Source organism: Ruegeria sp. G12, from assembly GCF_056533565.1.
Map to the genome: position 1 here is coordinate 155,913 of NZ_JBQFOO010000010.1, position 16,609 is coordinate 172,521.

14 protein-coding genes are annotated in these 16,609 nt (G+C 60.4%); 3 read left to right on the plus strand and 11 right to left on the minus strand.

The features are described 5' to 3' along the window. Positions 1-43: 43 nt before the first annotated feature. The 8 genes from ACR0JN_RS19855 to ACR0JN_RS19890 form a co-directional block, all read right to left on the minus strand. Positions 44-724, minus strand: coding sequence for a response regulator transcription factor (locus ACR0JN_RS19855; RefSeq protein WP_480888229.1), 681 nt, complete (start codon positions 722-724; stop codon positions 44-46). Between the two features lie 178 nt (positions 725-902). Further along, on the minus strand, positions 903-2,339 hold the full coding sequence (locus tag ACR0JN_RS19860; protein ID WP_480888230.1) for a DegQ family serine endoprotease: 1,437 nt from the start codon (positions 2,337-2,339) through the stop codon (positions 903-905). Between the two features lie 749 nt (positions 2,340-3,088). After that, on the minus strand, positions 3,089-3,688 hold the full coding sequence (locus tag ACR0JN_RS19865; RefSeq protein ID WP_480888231.1) for a nucleotidyltransferase family protein: 600 nt from the start codon (positions 3,686-3,688) through the stop codon (positions 3,089-3,091). A 31-nt stretch (positions 3,689-3,719) separates the two neighbouring features. Continuing rightward, positions 3,720-6,137 (minus strand): GcvT family protein, encoded by a 2,418-nt coding sequence (locus ACR0JN_RS19870; RefSeq protein ID WP_480888232.1) that lies wholly within the window; start codon positions 6,135-6,137, stop codon positions 3,720-3,722. Positions 6,138-6,243: 106 nt separating this feature from the next. Continuing rightward, positions 6,244-7,551, minus strand: a complete 1,308-nt coding sequence (locus tag ACR0JN_RS19875; protein WP_480888233.1) for an HlyC/CorC family transporter — start codon at positions 7,549-7,551, stop codon at positions 6,244-6,246. A 63-nt stretch (positions 7,552-7,614) separates the two neighbouring features. Next, the gene (locus ACR0JN_RS19880; RefSeq protein ID WP_480888234.1) at positions 7,615-8,568 is read right to left on the minus strand and encodes a tyrosine recombinase; all 954 of its coding nucleotides are present in this window, start codon (positions 8,566-8,568) and stop codon (positions 7,615-7,617) included. Beyond that, entirely contained in the window at positions 8,565-10,091 is a 1,527-nt protein-coding gene (locus tag ACR0JN_RS19885; RefSeq protein ID WP_480888236.1) for a hypothetical protein, read from the minus strand. Before ACR0JN_RS19885 ends, ACR0JN_RS19880 begins: the two co-directional genes overlap by 4 nt. Beyond that, positions 10,081-10,230: a hypothetical protein gene (locus ACR0JN_RS19890; protein ID WP_480610367.1), complete on the minus strand. Its 150-nt coding sequence runs from the start codon at positions 10,228-10,230 to the stop codon at positions 10,081-10,083. The genes ACR0JN_RS19885 and ACR0JN_RS19890 overlap by 11 nt, the downstream gene beginning before the upstream one ends. A 79-nt stretch (positions 10,231-10,309) precedes the next feature. Here ACR0JN_RS19890 and ACR0JN_RS19895 point away from each other — a divergent pair, with 79 nt between their 5' ends. Continuing rightward, on the plus strand, positions 10,310-10,897 hold the full coding sequence (locus ACR0JN_RS19895; RefSeq protein WP_480888237.1) for a shikimate kinase: 588 nt from the start codon (positions 10,310-10,312) through the stop codon (positions 10,895-10,897). A gap of 1 nt (position 10,898) precedes the next feature. Beyond that, positions 10,899-12,011, plus strand: coding sequence for a 3-dehydroquinate synthase (gene aroB, locus ACR0JN_RS19900; RefSeq protein WP_480888238.1), 1,113 nt, complete (start codon positions 10,899-10,901; stop codon positions 12,009-12,011). A gap of 12 nt (positions 12,012-12,023) precedes the next feature. Here aroB and ACR0JN_RS19905 read toward each other — a convergent pair whose 3' ends face one another. Both ACR0JN_RS19905 and ssb read right to left on the minus strand, forming a co-directional pair. Further along, entirely contained in the window at positions 12,024-13,094 is a 1,071-nt protein-coding gene (locus ACR0JN_RS19905) for a site-2 protease family protein (RefSeq protein ID WP_480888239.1), read from the minus strand. Between the two features lie 18 nt (positions 13,095-13,112). Continuing rightward, complete coding sequence (ssb, locus tag ACR0JN_RS19910) at positions 13,113-13,601, minus strand: single-stranded DNA-binding protein (protein WP_480510365.1); 489 nt, start codon at positions 13,599-13,601, stop codon at positions 13,113-13,115. 204 nt (positions 13,602-13,805) lie between these two features. On the opposite strand from ssb, the gene ACR0JN_RS19915 reads away from it, so the two are divergent. Continuing rightward, the gene (locus tag ACR0JN_RS19915; RefSeq protein ID WP_480888240.1) at positions 13,806-14,384 is read left to right on the plus strand and encodes a lytic transglycosylase domain-containing protein; all 579 of its coding nucleotides are present in this window, start codon (positions 13,806-13,808) and stop codon (positions 14,382-14,384) included. 60 nt (positions 14,385-14,444) lie between these two features. Here the strand turns inward: ACR0JN_RS19915 and ACR0JN_RS19920 are convergent, their stop codons facing one another. Further along, complete coding sequence (locus tag ACR0JN_RS19920) at positions 14,445-16,532, minus strand: dipeptide ABC transporter ATP-binding protein (RefSeq protein ID WP_480817998.1); 2,088 nt, start codon at positions 16,530-16,532, stop codon at positions 14,445-14,447. Positions 16,533-16,609: the final 77 nt, after the last annotated feature.

Sequence of the window (16,609 nt, forward strand, 5' to 3'; positions counted from 1 at the left end):
GACGACGAGCCTTGTTCGTGAATTATTCAGGGAAAGCCGCAGGTTATCCATCAGACATCATGTAACCCGCACCCCTTACGGTTTCAATCAAAGGCATCTCTCCGCCCTCATCCAACTGACGGCGCAGCTTTGAGATATGTACGTCCACGACATTGGTGTTGGGGTCGAAATGGTAGTCCCAGACGCCCTCCAGCAACATCGTGCGCGACACGACGCGGTTCTTGCGGCGCAGGAAGAATTCGAGGATCTGAAACTCGCGCGGGGTCAGCGTGATCTCGCGCCCGTCGCGGGTGACCTTGCGGGTGAGCAGGTCCATCTCAAGGTCTTTGCAGGTGAGCGTCGGTGTTTCCTCGGATTCCTGCGGGCGGCGTAGCAACGCCTCGATCCGGGCGTGCAATTCCTGAAACGAAAACGGCTTTACCAGATAGTCGTCGGCGCCGGACCGCAGGCCCTTGACCCGCTCATCCACCGCGCTCATCGCGGTCAGCATCAGAACTGGGGTTTTTAGCCCCGCAGCCCGCATGGATTTGATCAGCGAAAGCCCGTCCAGGCCCGGCAGCATCCGGTCCAGCACGACCGCGTCGAACCCGCCATCGGTCGCGTGATACAGACCCTCGCGGCCATCTGCGGCGACCTCGACCACATAGCCTTCTTCGCTAAAACCCTTGGCGATGAAGTCCCGAGTATCTTCGTCATCTTCAACGATAAGCAGACGTCGGCTCATGATGCGGGTTCCTTTCTACCGGGATTTAAACACAAAATTCAGTCAAAGCACATGATTTACCAAAGCTCTTGCCGGGTGCGGAGAACGCACCCGGCAACCCGGCGGATCGCGGACAAGTCAAACCGCCGGGGAGGCGCGCGCCAGATTTCCCCATCAAGTGGCACGCGCGGGTCTTCGTTTAGGCGACTTCCACCGCAACAAAGATCTGGTTGCCGCCGCGATTAATCAGCACCAGGGCCGGATCAGTCTTTTCGCTGTCCAGCGCCGCCTTCAGCGCATCCGGCGTAAAGGTGTCCTGGTTGCCCAGTTTCACGATCACGTCGCCGCGTTGCAGGCCTGCTTTGGCGGCAGGGCTGTCGGGCTTCAGCTCGGTCACGACCACGCCGTCGATGTTTTCACCAACACCCATCTCGGCGCGGGACGCGTCGGTCAGGGGGGCGACGGTGACGCCCAGGGATGTGCCCGAGACGTTGGCGTCGACAGCGGTATCCGTGTCGGCCGAGGCCGTCTGATACTGACCGATCGTCAGCTCAAGCTGTTGTTGCTTGCCGTCGCGCAGGACGGTTACCGTGCTGTCGGTGCCCACCTTGGTGGTGCCGACCAGCAAGGGCAGGTCGCTGCTTGAATCGACATCCTCGTCGTTGAACGTCAGGATCACATCGCCCTGCTGCAGCACGCCATCTGCCGGGCTGCCCGAGACGACTTCGGCCACCAACGCCCCTGCGGACGTGTCGATCCCCAGTGCTGCGGCAAGTTCCGGGCTGACATTCTGGATCGAGACACCCAGCCAGCCGCGGCTGACTTGACCATCATCGCGCAGGTCGGCTGCGATATGTTCGACGATGTTCGATGTCACCGCAAAACCCAGCCCGACCGAACCGCCGCTGGGCGAGTAAATGGCCGAGTTCACGCCGATCACTTCGCCTTCCATGTTGAACAGCGGACCGCCCGAGTTGCCTTTGTTGATGGCCGCATCGGTCTGGATAAACTCGGCGTAGGGCCCCTGCGAGATGTTGCGACCCTTGGCTGAAACGATGCCGGTGGTCACGGTCGAGTTCAAGCCGAACGGGTTGCCGATGGCCACCACATCTTCGCCAACGCGGATGACTTCGCTGTCACCCATTTCAACGGCCTGCAGGGTTTCACCGGCGTCGATTTTCAGCACGGCGATATCGGTCAGCGGGTCGGTGCCGATCACCTCGGCCTCGAATGTGCGGTCATCGTTCAGCCGAACCGTGATGACCGAGGCGTTGTCGACCACGTGGTGGTTGGTGATGATGTAACCGGCCTCATCCAGAACGAAGCCTGAACCCAGACCCTGCGCGGGGCCGCGCTGGGGCGTATTGAACCCTTCCGGGCCGCCAAAGCGTTTGAAGAACTCTCCGAACGGGTGTCCTTCGAAATCGAAATTCTGCCCCTGCGCGGGTGCAGGCGCGGCGTTCTGTTCGGCGATAATGGTCACGACCGAAGGCGAGACGCTTTCGACCAGATCGGCCAGCGCCTCATCCGCCATCGAGGGCAGGGCGGTCGTGGCCAGCATGGCTGCCCCTAATGCACCGGCGCCGACCCAGTTGGACGTGCGCGGCAAAAGAAGCGGGGATTTACGGATGCTCATGTGTGTCTCCTGTATGTACCGCGCGATTGCAGCCGCGCGTTGATACGGAGATGCCCGTCAAAGCTGAGTCTTTCCTGACTGCTCCATTAAGAAATCTTAATTTCGCCACAAAGGCCCTGTCCTGTGGCGACGGTGACGATCGTGGATTCGTTCGTTTCGCCGTAATTTTGGCATCCGAATCGGAGAATTGTTGCCGAAATCGGTGTCAAATTTTCAAAAACGTTGAATTAAATCAGTTTAGTTGACAAACGAGGCGGTGCCCTTGGGTGGTTTGGGCAGTTCATCTTTGGATTGTATGCAGTTGCGCGTATCTTTAGAGGGTCACCGTTAAACCTCTCCTTTTGTTTTCAATGCAGAGCAAAAGTTTGCGCATATTGGCTGTTATTGTTGCGCGCTCAAAAATGAAACTCTCCTTAAAGTAGTGTTTCATCTGGCAAGATGTTGCGCAAATGCCAAACACCTTTCGTCAAACTTACCCGTTTCCTCCAATTTTACGTTGTTTCGAAACCTCGGATCGGTGAGGATGATTTTGCCCAAGTAAGGGGGAGTCGAAGGCGCTAGGGGGTGCCGACGGCTAGCTCAGTCTAAAAAGCGCTAGCGGCATGTTAACGAGGGGGTCTTGTTTCGGTTCAGCAGCGGATTGACCAGTACACCTGCGTGGTGATCTGGTTGTGCTTTTGGGATTGGTGAAAAGTGGTAGTCCTGTGTTGGGCAACCGGCCCGGTCGGAAACGACCGGGCCGTGTTCATTTAAGGGGCGCGACCCGCGCGCCAAGCCGCCCAGTCTTCGGGCGTGTCGAGGTCCAGCAGCGCGTTGCGTCCGGGCAGGTGGTGGAGATGGACCTGGTCCTTATGGGCCCACACCACGGCTTGCGCGCCGTCATCGCCCTGTAATCGGGACAACTCGCCAATCAGGCTTTGATCAAACAGGACAGGATGACCGGGTTTGCCGTCTTCGGTTGCGCCGCGCCAGATCAGGCGGTCTGGGTGCGTTATGCGGGATCGCAGGACGGCGGTCAGATCCCCGGGGGTTAGGTCCGGCAGATCCGCCAGCAGCACCATCATTGCCGGGGCGTCTTGTGGAACATGCGCTAGCGCCCCGCGCAGGCTGGCGTTCATCCCTTCGGCAGCGTCGGGGATTGGTACCCTTAGGACCCCAAGATCACAAAGGGCGTCGTGCCTCGGGTGAGGGGCCGGGGGCAAGGCGACGATCACCGGGCCAATGGCACTGGCTGCAATTGCGGAACGCCGGATCAGTGGCATACCGCTGACTTCTTGCATCAGCTTGTCCGTCCCGCCCATGCGGTGCGATTGACCGGCGGCCAGAAGGATAACGGGTATCTCGCTCATCCCGCCAAGATGCCCTTGTCGATTTGGGAAGTCATCCCCTCATACGCGCGCCATCGGCGTCAAACAGAGGGGTCGAAATCACGCGGGCCTTGCGCATCTGGCCGAGGATTTCGATCTCCACCTCCAGCCCATCGACGGCGCGTTCGGTTGGCAGGAACCCCATCGCGATGGATTTCCCGGCGAAATGAGAATACCCGCCTGACGTGCAGAACCCGACAACCGCGCCGTCCAGCCAGATCGGCTCGTAGGCGTTCACGTCCGCGTCGTCTGCATCAACGTCAAAGGCGACCAGTTTGCGGGTGGTTCCGGCTGCACGTTCGGCCTCTGCCGCCGCGCGCCCGATGAAATCGGCGTTTTTGGAGAATGAGATGAACCGGTCCAACCCCGTTTCCGCCGCCGTGTAGTCGGGCGAAAACTCCCGCATCCACGAGCCAAAGAACTTATCCAATCGCAAGGACATCATGGCTCGCATGCCAAACGGCATCATGCCATGAGGTTCACCGGCCTGCCACAAAGTCCACCACAATTGCCGCTGGGCCATCGGATCGCAGTAAATCTCGTACCCCAGATCGCCGGTGTAGCTGACCCGCTGCACGATGCAGTCGGTCATGCCGACGGTCATGGGGCGCACGTCGAGAAACCGCAGCATTGAAACATCCTCGCGGGTGCAGGCGCTCAGAACCTCCGCGGCTTTTGGGCCTGCGATCTGGAAACCGTTCAGCCGGTCCGAGATATTTTCGACCGACATACCCGGTTGCTCGTTCTGCTGGAACCAGCGCATGTGGAACGCCTGACTGCCGTAAGAAGCGGTGAGTTGGAAGCAAGTCTCGCTCAGGCAGGAAACGGTGAAATCGCCGATTAGCTTGCCCTTGGGGGACAGCATCGGGGTCAGAGATACTCGACCCGGCTGAGGGATGCGTCCGGCCATGATCTGGTCCAGCCAGTCGCGCGCGCCCGGTCCGGTTATGCGGTATTTGCCGAAATTGTGGACCTCATTGATCCCGACGCCCTCGCGGACCGCCCGGACTTCGCGACCCGTCGCCTCAAACGCGTCCGAGCGGCGGAAGGACGGGGTTTCATAACCCGGTTCACTGTCCTGCGCGAAGTAGTTTGGCACCTCGAGCCCATATTGTTGGCCCCAGACCGCGCCCATGTCGCTGAAGATGTCGTACATCGGGGTGGTGCGGTTTGGGCGTGCGGCGGGCAGTTCCTCGTTCGGGTAGGCGACGCTGAACCGTTTTTGGTAGTTTTCGATCACTTTGAGGCGGGTGTAGCCAGGGCTGATCCAATCGCCGAACCGCGCGACATCCATGGCAAAGACGTCGCGTTCCGGTTCGCCCTCGATCATCCATTGCGCCAGCGTCAGCCCGACCCCGCCGCCCTGACTGAACCCGGCCATGACACCACAGGCGGACCAGTAGTTCCGCACCCCCGGCACCGGCCCGACCAGAGGGTTGCCGTCGGGCGCAAAGGTAAACGGCCCGTGGATGACCGATTTCACACCGGCCTCGGCCAGAACCGGGAAACGGCGATAGGCGAATTCGATACTGTCGGTGATCTTGTCGTAGTCGTCGGGCAGCAGTTCGTGCCCGAACTCCCACGGTGTGCCATCGACCGCCCACGGTTTGCAGGGCTGTTCGTAAAAGCCGATGCACAACCCGCGCCCTTCCTGCCGCAGATAGCTTTCCCCGGCAGGGTCCATCACATGCGGATGCTCTCCGCCCGCGTCGATGATCGCCTCGATCTGGGGGATCGAGTCCGTAACCAGGTATTGGTGCTCCATCGGGTGCAGAGGGAAATAGATGCCCGCCATCGCACCAACCTCGCGCGCCCAAAGGCCGCCTGCGTTGACGATATGTTCAGCGTGGATTGTGCCCTTGTCGGTGACTACATCCCAGGTGCCATCCGCGCGCTGATTGGTTTCGCGCACCATGCAATGCGTTTCGATGGTCGCGCCGCCCATCCGCGCGGCCTTGGCATAGGCATGCGTGGTGCCGGACGGGTCAAGGTGGCCATCCAGCGGATCGTAGAGCGCGCCGATGATGCCGTCGGTATTGGTGATCGGGGCAATCTTTCTGATCTCGTCCGGGCCGACGATTTCTGTTTCCAACCCCATGAACCGGTGCTTGGCACGCTCGGCCAGCAGCATGTCGAACCGGTCCTGATTGTCAGCGAGCGTCACCCCGCCCACATGGTGCAGACCGCAGGACATGCCGGTGATCTCTTCCAGTTCCTTATACAGACGGATCGTATAGCCCTGCAGCGCCGCCATATTGGTGTCGCCGTTCAGCGTATGAAACCCGCCCGCCGCGTGCCACGTCGAGCCGCTGGTCAACTCGGACCGTTCCAGCAGCATCACGTCCGACCAGCCGAGTTTCGTCAGGTGATACAGGACAGAGCAGCCAACAACACCGCCGCCAATGACCGCCACGCGGGTTTCCAGTTTCATAGCTGCCTCCGTCAGATTTTTGGCCAGTCTGATCGGCAGGGCCATTGATGCAAGACGAAAACCGACAAAACATGTCGCAGGAGGGCGGCGACCGCGCCGCCACTCGTCACAGAGGCCGAATCTTCAGGCCCGTTATCCGGTTGCCTTCGCGCGCGGTTACTTCGAAGCGGAAGCCGTGGAAGGAAAACACCTGTCCGACCACCGGGATCATCTGCGCCTCGTGGATGACCAGACCGGCCAGCGTGTTGGCCTCATCATCCGGCAAGGACCATTCCATCGCGCGGTTCACGTCACGGATCGTCATGGCACCTTCGACCAGATACTGACCGTCGTCGGTGCGCGTGACCGGAACTTCTTCGTCGATGTCGAATTCGTCGGCAATTTCGCCCACGATTTCTTCCAGAATATCTTCCAGCGTAATCAACCCGCGCAGCGAGCCGTATTCGTCGACGACCAGCGCAAAATGGCTGTGCATACGCAGGAATTCCCGCATTTGATCGTCCAGAGTGGTGGTCTCGGGCACGAAATACGGATCATTCGCCACCTTCGAAATGTCAAAGGATTTCAGCTTGTCCGTATCCCCGTCAGCACCGCCCACCTGCGCATACATGGCGCGGAACAGGTCCTTGGCATGTACAACTCCCACAATGTTTTCGGGTTCATCCCGGAACACGGGCAGGCGGGTATGAGGGCTTTCCAGACATTGTTCCAGAATATCCTCGGGCGGTGCGCTAGCGTCGATCATTTCGATATTCGAACGGTGCAACATGATTTCCTCGACCGCTCTGTCGCCCAGATCAAGCGCGCCAAGGATGCGGTCGCGGTCTTCCTTTTCGACCACGCCTTCGGAATGGCCAAGCTGCAGCGCCCCGGCGATTTCCTCTCGCACCGCAAGAATGTTGCTGTCGGGGTCGATCTTGACGCCAAACAGGCTGAGAACGCCGCGCACCAATAGACGCACTGCAGCAACAATGGGCGAGAAAACGGTGACCACAACGCCGATGATCGGCGCAACGGCGGCGGCGGCTTTTTCCGAGTTGGTGATGGCATAGGTTTTGGGCAGAACCTCGGCAAAGATCAGCACCAGCAGGGTCATGACCAGCGTGGCCAGCGCCACGCCGCTTTCGCCGAATAGCCGGGTGAACAGCGCCGTCGCCAGCGAGGCCGCGAGGATGTTCACAAGGTTGTTGCCCAGCAGGACCGAGCCGATCAGCCGCTCGTTGTCATCGGTAATCTCAAGCGCTTTCTTGGCCCCGCGAGAGCCCTTGTCGGCTTGCGCGCGCAGCTTCCCGCGCGACGATGCGGTCAAAGCCGTTTCTGATCCCGAGAAAAAGCCCGACAGGACAAGCAAAAGCAGAATGGCGCCTGTGGTAAGCCAGAACGCGCCGTCGATCAGAGAGGATGTGGGTTCCATCGGTCCTTGTTTGTTCGAGTTCGTGCATCCGTTATGGGGATGCGGCCCCGCCGGATCAAGGGGTTAGCCCCTGGTGTCGGGGTCTTTCGCCAGCGGGTGATGCTCTAGCACAAGTTCGGCCAGCCGCTCATCCAGAACATGGGTGTAGATTTCGGTGGTGGCGACATCGGCATGACCCAGCAGGGTCTGGATCGACCGCAGGTCCGCACCGTTGGCCAGCAGATGCGTTGCGAAGGCGTGGCGCAGGGTGTGGGGGGTGACTTTTTCAGGGGAAACGCCGCCCTGAACAGCCAGTTCCTTGATCAGGTGAAAGAACATGTGTCGCGTCAGGTGCCCGGATTTTCCTCGCGATGGAAACAGGAACCGGGACCGTTGCCCGCCTTTTTCGACCGCCTGATCCTCGGCCTTGTCGCGGGTTTCCAGCCAATCCGCCAGCGCATCGCGGGCGGGCGGGGACAGGGGAACCATTCGTTCCTTGCCGCCTTTGCCCAGAACCAGCAGCATCCTCGGGTCGCCCCGCGCAGATGAGACCGGCAGCGACACAAGCTCGGTCACGCGCATGCCGGTGGCATATAGCAGTTCCATTAGGCAGGTGTTGCGCACTCGATCCGACTGGCTGCGCCCGGTTTCGCGGGCGGCGGCCAGAAGCCGGTCTACTTCGGGCACATCCAGCGTTTTGGGCAGCCGTTTCTGCCGGCCCGGCCCCTTGATTTGAATGGCGGGGTTGGTTTCGCGCCAGCCTTCTTCGAACGCAAATCGGTACAACTGTTTAATCGCCGACAATCGCCTCGCGCGGGTGGATCGGGACAGACCCTGAGCGTCGCAGTCGATCAGGTAGGCCTCAATCCGGTCCCGGTCGGCCTGATCAAAACCGGTCTTGCGGCGCTTCAACCAAGCGGCAAAGTCTTTCAGGTCCCGCCCATAGGCCAGCAACGTGTTGGTGGCCGCGCCCAACTCGGCGGCTTGCGCCTGAAGAAAAGTGGATATCCACAAGTCTGGTGTGGCTGGGGCGGTCACAACCGGCGGTCCTGCAGGATCAGCAGGTTCAACGCCGCGCGCCGGGCGGTGTCTTCCAGCCCCACACGCCGCAAGGTGGCGATGGCTGCGGTCAAATCGACCAGATTGCCGCGCGCGCCGTGGGCGAACAGGTGCATGGTTTCCAGAATGGCCTCGCCCAGTTGCCCATTGGCCAGCAGGGCCTCAATGTCGGATGGTATCGGCGCGGCCCAGGCAAACCCCTCGGCAACCGCGTCCGCCGTTGGCGAAGGTGAGGGCGCGCGGGCGGGATCGCCCTGTGCCAGCGCGGCCAGAAACTGCGTTTCGACCGACGCGTCGGGCGGCTCTAAAGCGGCCTGTTCATAGAGGTCGGACAGCATCAGAACCTGCCAGCGGAGATTTTCGGCGTCCGGCATTGGAAGGGTCAGGTCAAACAGCGGCTCGGCAAACAGCTCAGCAAAGGCGACCTCAAGCCCGACGCTGCGCATCTGTTGCCAAACGCCGGGAAGGGCTTTGCCAATGGCCTCGGGGTTGCGGGTGTTCAGCGCGTTTTCAAATCGCTGGACCGCTGCAACCCGATCCCAAACCGCGCCGGACGCCGCCGGGTCACGTTCGGTGTAAAGCCCAAGCAACTGGTTCGGCGTCAGCGCGCCGATCCGGGTCAAACGCTCGGCTGCTTCGATCTGGGCTTTCCACCCGGCTACATCGCGCAAGTCCGCGTTGGCGAACGCGCGCGGCAGCGGGGCAGAGGGCAGGCGTTCCCCGATCGCTTCGAACAGGCGAAAGCTGAGCGGGTCGGGGTTGTCCGGTTGCGGCAGGTACGCGGCATCTTCGAACAGTTCGGGGCTGAGGAACCGGTCCAGCAGGTCCAGTTCCTCGGGCGGCAGAATGTCCAGCGCATGGGCCGCTTCAAGCGTCAGCGCGGCCGAGGCCCAATCCCCCCGTCGGGCCTTGCAGAAGATATGCGCGGCATAGTCATCCGACAGATGCGGCTGAGCGGTCAGGGCGGTACAACTGCGGTCCTCGTCTCCGGTCAGAAGCGTGGCGTCAAACCAGCGCCGGAACCGTTCTTGCGAATTTGTAGGGCCCGCAAGTTGCACCAGCGACTGAACAGGGTCCGCAGCGCCAAGCTGAATCAGACGGTCGAGGCGGGCCAGAAGCAGGATTTCTTCAGCACCCGGCCCACCGGGAGACCGTGCCTCGGTCAGCAACAGCGTGAACAGCAGGCGCTGCATGGCCGGGTTGTACTTGACAGGAACGCGCGCAATCAGCTCGGCCAGACGCTCGGGGTCGCTGCCTTGCCACAAATTCACGGGCAGGCCCGTCACCGACGAAGACACCAGTCCCAAGGGTTGCGACAACGCCTCAAGCGGCGTGACCTCAACATCCGGCTGACCGCCGTTCTGGGCCACGGGCGGTTCAAGCAGCACCGTACCGGGCAGGTTTTCCGGTGGATTCGTCAGCCAGTCGATGGCCGACAGCGGCTCTTGCGCAAATGCCGGCCCGGCCAGAAAGAGCGCCAGCAAGGCGTGCTTAGTCGACATCCAGCGTGACCGGTTCGCGGATTTCGCCCTGCGGAGCCGAAAAATCCGCGCCGAAAAACGGGCCGAGATAGGCATAGCCCACCAGCCCGATGAACCCCAGGCAAATGATATATATCAGGAACTTGATCAGACGGCCCATGGCGCCACGCTGCCTCAATTTTTGATTTTGACCAAGTTATAACTGGCATTTTTTCCAAGATCACGTCATTCACGGTTAAATGAGCGAAATAAAGCATAACACTCACTCAGCGGACACACGGTCCGGTTTTGATCTGCACAAAACCGTGGTTCTGGTGGGCATGATGGGCGCCGGAAAAACGGCAGTGGGCCGGGCACTGGCCGCGCGGCTGGGTGTGCCCTTCCTCGACAGCGATGCCGAGATCGAATCGGCGGCCAACATGACCATCCCCGAGATTTTCGAGCGCGATGGCGAGCCCTTTTTCCGCAGCAAGGAATCTCAGATCATCGGTCGGCTGCTGGATGAGGAAAAAGGCATCCTGTCAACGGGAGGCGGGGCGTTTCTGTCTGAAGAAAACCGACGCATGATCACCCAGCGCGGGGCATCGGTCTGGTTGCGGGCGGACCTGAACGTCCTGTGGAACCGGGTCCGCCATAAGGACACACGTCCTTTGCTACGGACACCTGATCCTTACGCGACGCTCAAAGGCTTATACGATGCGCGCGTCCCGATCTATGCCGAGGCCGATCTGACGGTTCTCTCGGACGGGGAAGTCTCGATTGACAATATGGTAGAGCGGGTGCTTCAGGCCCTGACCGCGCGCCCTGACGTTTTGGAACGGAAGTAAAATGCATCAGACTGTGCATGTTGAGCTGGGTGAACGCTCGTATGACGTTGAAATCGGGCCTAATTTGCTGGCAGACGCGGGCGCGCGGATTGCGCCTTTGTTGCATCGGCCAAAAGTGGCGGTCGTGACCGACGACAACGTGGCCGGGCTGCATCTGGATGCGCTGCGCGAAGGACTGGCGACGGCTGGGATTGAGATGACGGCGCTGACCCTTCCCGCCGGAGAAGCCACCAAAAGCTGGCCGCATTTCGAACGCGCCGTCGAGTGGCTGCTGGCGGAAAAGATCGAGCGTCGCGACGTTGTTGTTGCTCTTGGCGGCGGTGTCATCGGCGATCTCGTGGGGTTTGCGGCGGCGGTGATGCGGCGCGGGGTGCGGTTTGTGCAGGTGCCTACGTCTCTGTTGGCGCAGGTCGACAGTTCCGTGGGCGGCAAGACCGGCATCAACGCGCCGCAGGGCAAGAACCTGATCGGGGCGTTTCACCAACCCTCTCTGGTTTTGGCAGATACATCCGTTTTGGGTACCCTGACCGCGCGGGATTTTCTTGCGGGCTATGGCGAGGTCGTCAAATACGGGCTGCTGGGCGATGCCGAGTTCTTCGAATGGCTTGAAGCCAATGGCCCGGTCCTGTCGTCTGGTGACATGGCCGCGCGTGTTCAGGCTGTAACCCGCTCTGTCCAGATGAAGGCCGACATCGTGGCGCGGGATGAGACCGAGCAGGGCGACCGGGCGTTGCTGAACCTGGGCCATACATTTTGCCACGCGCTCGAAGCCGCGACAGGGTATTCCGACCGGCTGCTGCACGGTGAAGGAGTGGCCATCGGTTGCGCTTTGGCGTTCGAGTTGTCCTCGCGCCTGGGTCTATGTTCGCAGGAAGACCCCAGCCGTGTTCGGGCGCATTTGCGGGCGATGGGGATGAAAACCGATCTGGCCGATATCCCCGGCGACTTGCCGGGGGCCGAGGCGTTGGTTGACCTGATGGCACAGGACAAGAAGGTCGTGGACGGCCAGTTGCGGTTCATTCTGGCGCGGGGTATCGGGCAAGCCTTTGTGACCTCGGATGTGCCGCGCGACGCGGTTCTGTCGGTGCTGCAGGATGCTTTGGCAACGTCTTGATTGCTAAGCGTTTTAACGTCCCCGGATCACCATCAATTCGCCGATATTCTCGCGCGTGATGTACCCGACCATATGCCCCGTCCGGCTGAGAACTGCGATGGCCGGGGCGCCTTTGTGCAATCCTTTGAGAACAGTCTCTAACCCTGCGGTCAGGGCAACCCGCGGAATGTCGGTGACCATGATTGACGTCGCCGGGTCCGAGCGCGGGTGATCCCCTGCCAGCGCTGCAAACAAGCGGTCACGGGTCACGAATCCGAGCAGCAGCCCTTCGGCATCCAGAACCGGAAACTCGTGCTGGGTCGTGTGAATAACGGCCTGCGCCGCCATGCTTAGCGTGTCCTCGGGTGACAGGGCGTGAAATTCGGTGATCATGGCATCCCGCGCCAGAACGCGGCGCGCAACGGACCGCAGCGCGACATCCTGACTTTCGGCATTGGCCGCAATGAAAACAAAAACCGCGATCAGGACGAGGATCGGGTTGCCGGAACTTAGTCCCAGAAACCCGAGCCCAACGGCCACAACCTGACCACCCAAAGCCGCAACACGAGTGGCCTTGACCCGGTCCATCCGCAGGCACAACAACGCGCGGAACACACGCCCCCCATCCATCGGGAAGGCGGGGATCATATTGAACGCCGCCAGCAGCAGGTTGATATAGGCTAGCCGGTTCAGGAACCCTGCATTGGGCGAATCGATCTGGGTAATGGTCTCATAGGGCATGCCAGCACCAAGAACGACCAGCACGAGCCATATGACGATATTGACGGCAGGCCCGGCCAACGCGACCCAGACCTCTTGCATCGGTTTGTCTGGCATCCGCTCCAGCCGTGCCAGCCCGCCAATGGGGAGCAAAGTGATGTCGGGGGTCTTGATCCCATAACGCCGCGCCATCAGCGCGTGACCGAATTCATGCGCCACGACACAGGCAAAAAGCAGAAGAACAAACAGCAGATTTTCTACCGCCGCAGGCCAGCCGCCGTTGTTATAGGCGGCAAATCCGATCCAGGCCAAAAGCAGGAAAAAGGTGACATGGACCCTCAGTTCGGAGCCAAGCAGGCGGCCGAGTGAGAAGGACCATGTCATGTTATGTCTCCGTTTCGGTTAGAACGGAATCTCGTCGTCGTCGATTCCGCCCGAGGCCGGTGCAGGTGCGCTGGATTGGCCGCCATAGGGATCGCCGTAGCCACCACCAGCCTGACCGCCGCCATATCCGCCCGACTGACCGCCACCGCCTTCACCGCGGCTGTCCAGCAGGGTCAGTTCGCCACGATAGGGGCGCAGCACAACCTCGGTCGAGTACCGGTCCTGGCCCGATTGGTCCTGCCATTTGCGGGTTTCCAACTGGCCCTCGATATAGACCTTGCTGCCCTTGCGCAGGTATTGCTCGGCGATACGGGCCAGCGGTTCCGAGAAAATGGCGACCGAGTGCCATTCCGTCCGCTCGCGCCGTTCGCCCGTGTTCCGGTCCTTCCAGTTCTCGGATGTAGCGATGCGCAGGTTGCACACTTTGCCCCCGTTTTGGAACGATCGGACCTCGGGATCGCGGCCAAGATTGCCCACCAGAATGACCTTGTTTACTGAGCCTGCCATGTATTTCCCCGTTCTGTTCTACATAGAATGCGCCGAATCTGGCGCTGTGTTTCAGAGCGACCCTATACGGCCTGCAACTTGGTTAAAACATGGTTGATGGCCACACCTTCAGGCTGATTTCTTAGGGTGGCCTTTACCAAGCTTTCATTTTTAGTTGGAATACCTATACTCCGACTGGTTTTTGAACGGGCAGGATAGGCATTTATGCGACCTCTGGTAGTTGGTTTTACGGTTGCGTGTTTTGCGCTGGCGAATGGCCCGGTGCAGGCTGAAACGCTGTCCTCGAAAAGTCGCAAGGACATTTTTCTAAAGCAAGCCAAGGTTCTGGATGGCCGCGCCGCAACGCAATACCGCGATTCCGCGCGTCTGAAGCCGAAGACGTCCCAGAGCACGTTCAACAAGCGCTACACCGGCAAGTATCGGGGGGAGTATCTGGCACTGGCCCGCAATGCCGCACGTCTGCACAGCGTGCCAGAGGACCTGTTCTTGCGCCTCGTTCAGCAGGAAAGCGGCTGGAACCCGCATGCGAAGTCGCACAAAGGGGCGTTGGGGCTGGCGCAGCTTATGCCGCAGACTGCCGAGCTGCTGGGTGTAAACCCGCATGACCCTAAACAAAACCTTGAGGGCGGCGCGCGCTATCTGTCGTGGCAGTACCGCAAGTTCAAATCATGGAAACTGGCATTGGCCGCCTATAACGCGGGCCCGAAAGCTGTTGAAAAGCATGGCGGGATTCCACCCTACAAAGAAACACAGAACTACGTTCGGGTGATCTGGGGGGGCTGACACGTAGCCCCGTTCAATGAAAAAGGACCAGCACTAGGCTGGTCCTTTTCGTTTGCGCCGTTACTCGGCTGCGATTTTGATAACCGGTTCCATACGGGCAAGGATGTCTTCGGCCAAATGACATTTGACCTGATGCCCTTCCGCCAACGTCTTGACCGGAGGCACATCCGATTCACACCGGCCATCCGGCACTTCCGATTTCCAACGGCACCGCGTCTGGAACGGACACCCCGGAGGCGGATTCATCGCCGACGGAATGTCGCCCTCAAGAACAATGTGCTCTTTCTCAATCGAGGTATCCGCGATGGGAACCGCGCTCAGCAGCGCTTCGGTATAGGGGTGGTAGGGCGGTGCGAACACCTGATCCGTTGTCCCCAGTTCGACCACATGGCCCAGATACATCACCATCACCCGGTCGCTGAGGTAGCGGACAATCGACAGGTCGTGGCTGATGAATAGCAGCGTCGTCTTGTGTTCGCGCTGAATCTCCATCAGCAAATCGGTGACGGCGGCCTGAACCGATACGTCCAGCGCCGACACCGGCTCATCCGCCACAACAATCCGCGCGTCACCCGCAAAGGCGCGCGCGATGCCGACCCGCTGTTTCTGCCCGCCTGACAATTGGCGCGGCATCCGGTCTGCAAAGGCACGAGGCAGCTTCACCAGATCCAGAAGCTCAAGCATCCGCTTCTTGCGCTCGGCCTCGGAGTTGCCGACACCGAAGATTTCCAACGCCCGGATGATCTGTCGCCCCACCGTCATCGACGGGTTCAGCGTGTCAAACGGGTTCTGGAACACCATCTGAACCTCGCCCACGGTCTTGGCATCGCGCTCTTCGATGGGCACCGCTTCGATGTTGCGGTTGTCCAGCAGAATCTGCCCGTCTGTCGCGGTTTCCAGACCCATTAGAACCTTGGCAAAGGTCGACTTGCCGCAGCCGGATTCACCCACGATGGCAAGCGTTTCCGATTCATGCGCCTCGAAACTCAGCGTCTCGTTGGCCTTGACCACTTTCGTTGCACCTCCGCCGAACAGAGCGTTCGCGGCCACCTCATAGTATTTCTTGAGGTTGTCCATTTTCAGGACCGTACGACCAATTTCGGCCTTCTCCTTCTGCTCGCCCACGGTGATCGGCGCGTTCCAGTCGATCTCTTTGAACTTCAGACACCGCGTGTGATGACGATCATTGCCGGGCACAGCCTCCATCAGAATGTTCTGCGCGTCACAGCGGCCTTCCTCGAAATAATCACAGCGCGGGCCAAAGTTACAACCCGGCGGGCGTTCATGCGGCAGCGGGAAGTTCCCCGGAATCGCCACCAGCGGGCGCGCGTTCTTGTCGGCGCCCGGCAGGGGGATCGAGCGGAACAGCGCCTGGGTATAAGGGTGCTGCATCTCGTCGAACACATCATGGATCGAGCCGCGCTCGACCGCCTCGCCGGAATACATCACGCACAGCCGGTCGCAGGTTTCCAGTACCAAACCAAGGTTGTGCGAGATGAACAGCATCGAGGTGCCGTATTTCTTGCCCAGATCCTTGACCAGTTCGACAACGGCAGCCTCAACCGTCACGTCCAACGCCGTTGTGGGCTCGTCCAAAATCAAAAGCGCCGGTTTCGACATCAGCGCCATCGCGATCACGATCCGCTGTTGTTGACCACCCGACAACTGATGCGGGAACGAATTCAGCATCCGCTCTGGGTCAGGCAAGCGCACATCGGTCACCACTTCCAGCGCGCGGGCGTAGGCCTCTTCCTGCCCAACGCCCTCGTGGATCATCGGGACTTCCATCAGCTGCTTGCCAATCTTCATCGCCGGGTTCAGCGAGGCCATCGGCTCCTGATAGATCATCGCGATCTCATTGCCACGAATGTCGCGCAGCTCCTCGGTGGTCATCTCACCCAGATCGCGCCCCTTGAACTTGATCGAGCCACCCACGATGCGCCCGTTCTTGCCCAAATCCTGCATGACACCCAGCGCCACCGTGGATTTGCCGCACCCGGATTCTCCAACCAACCCGACCGCCTCACCTGGCTGCACACTGACCGAGAAATCCATAACGGCCGGAATTTCTCTCAACCGGGTGAAAAACGAAATCGAAAGCTTGTCGATCTCCAGAATAGGCCCGTCATAATCCGCCAGTTTGTTCATCTTGTTACTCCTCGCGAGAGTCCGGGGGATCCCCTTCATCTGGCTAAAAATATCCCGGGGGACCGGGGGCAGAGCCC

Coding starts and splice junctions, on each gene's coding strand:
- ACR0JN_RS19870 (WP_480888232.1), bottom strand. CDS start 6,137: ATGAAACTGGAAACCCGCGTGGCGGTCATTGGCGGCGGTGTTGTTGGC.
- aroB (WP_480888238.1), top strand. CDS start 10,899: ATGCATCAGACTGTGCATGTTGAGCTGGGTGAACGCTCGTATGACGTT.
- ACR0JN_RS19860 (WP_480888230.1), bottom strand. CDS start 2,339: ATGAGCATCCGTAAATCCCCGCTTCTTTTGCCGCGCACGTCCAACTGG.
- ACR0JN_RS19855 (WP_480888229.1), bottom strand. CDS start 724: ATGAGCCGACGTCTGCTTATCGTTGAAGATGACGAAGATACTCGGGAC.
- ACR0JN_RS19905 (WP_480888239.1), bottom strand. CDS start 13,094: ATGACATGGTCCTTCTCACTCGGCCGCCTGCTTGGCTCCGAACTGAGG.
- ACR0JN_RS19885 (WP_480888236.1), bottom strand. CDS start 10,091: ATGTCGACTAAGCACGCCTTGCTGGCGCTCTTTCTGGCCGGGCCGGCA.
- ACR0JN_RS19915 (WP_480888240.1), top strand. CDS start 13,806: ATGCGACCTCTGGTAGTTGGTTTTACGGTTGCGTGTTTTGCGCTGGCG.
- ACR0JN_RS19920 (WP_480817998.1), bottom strand. CDS start 16,532: ATGAACAAACTGGCGGATTATGACGGGCCTATTCTGGAGATCGACAAG.
- ACR0JN_RS19895 (WP_480888237.1), top strand. CDS start 10,310: ATGAGCGAAATAAAGCATAACACTCACTCAGCGGACACACGGTCCGGT.
- ACR0JN_RS19890 (WP_480610367.1), bottom strand. CDS start 10,230: ATGGGCCGTCTGATCAAGTTCCTGATATATATCATTTGCCTGGGGTTC.
- ACR0JN_RS19865 (WP_480888231.1), bottom strand. CDS start 3,688: ATGAGCGAGATACCCGTTATCCTTCTGGCCGCCGGTCAATCGCACCGC.
- ssb (WP_480510365.1), bottom strand. CDS start 13,601: ATGGCAGGCTCAGTAAACAAGGTCATTCTGGTGGGCAATCTTGGCCGC.
- ACR0JN_RS19875 (WP_480888233.1), bottom strand. CDS start 7,551: ATGGAACCCACATCCTCTCTGATCGACGGCGCGTTCTGGCTTACCACA.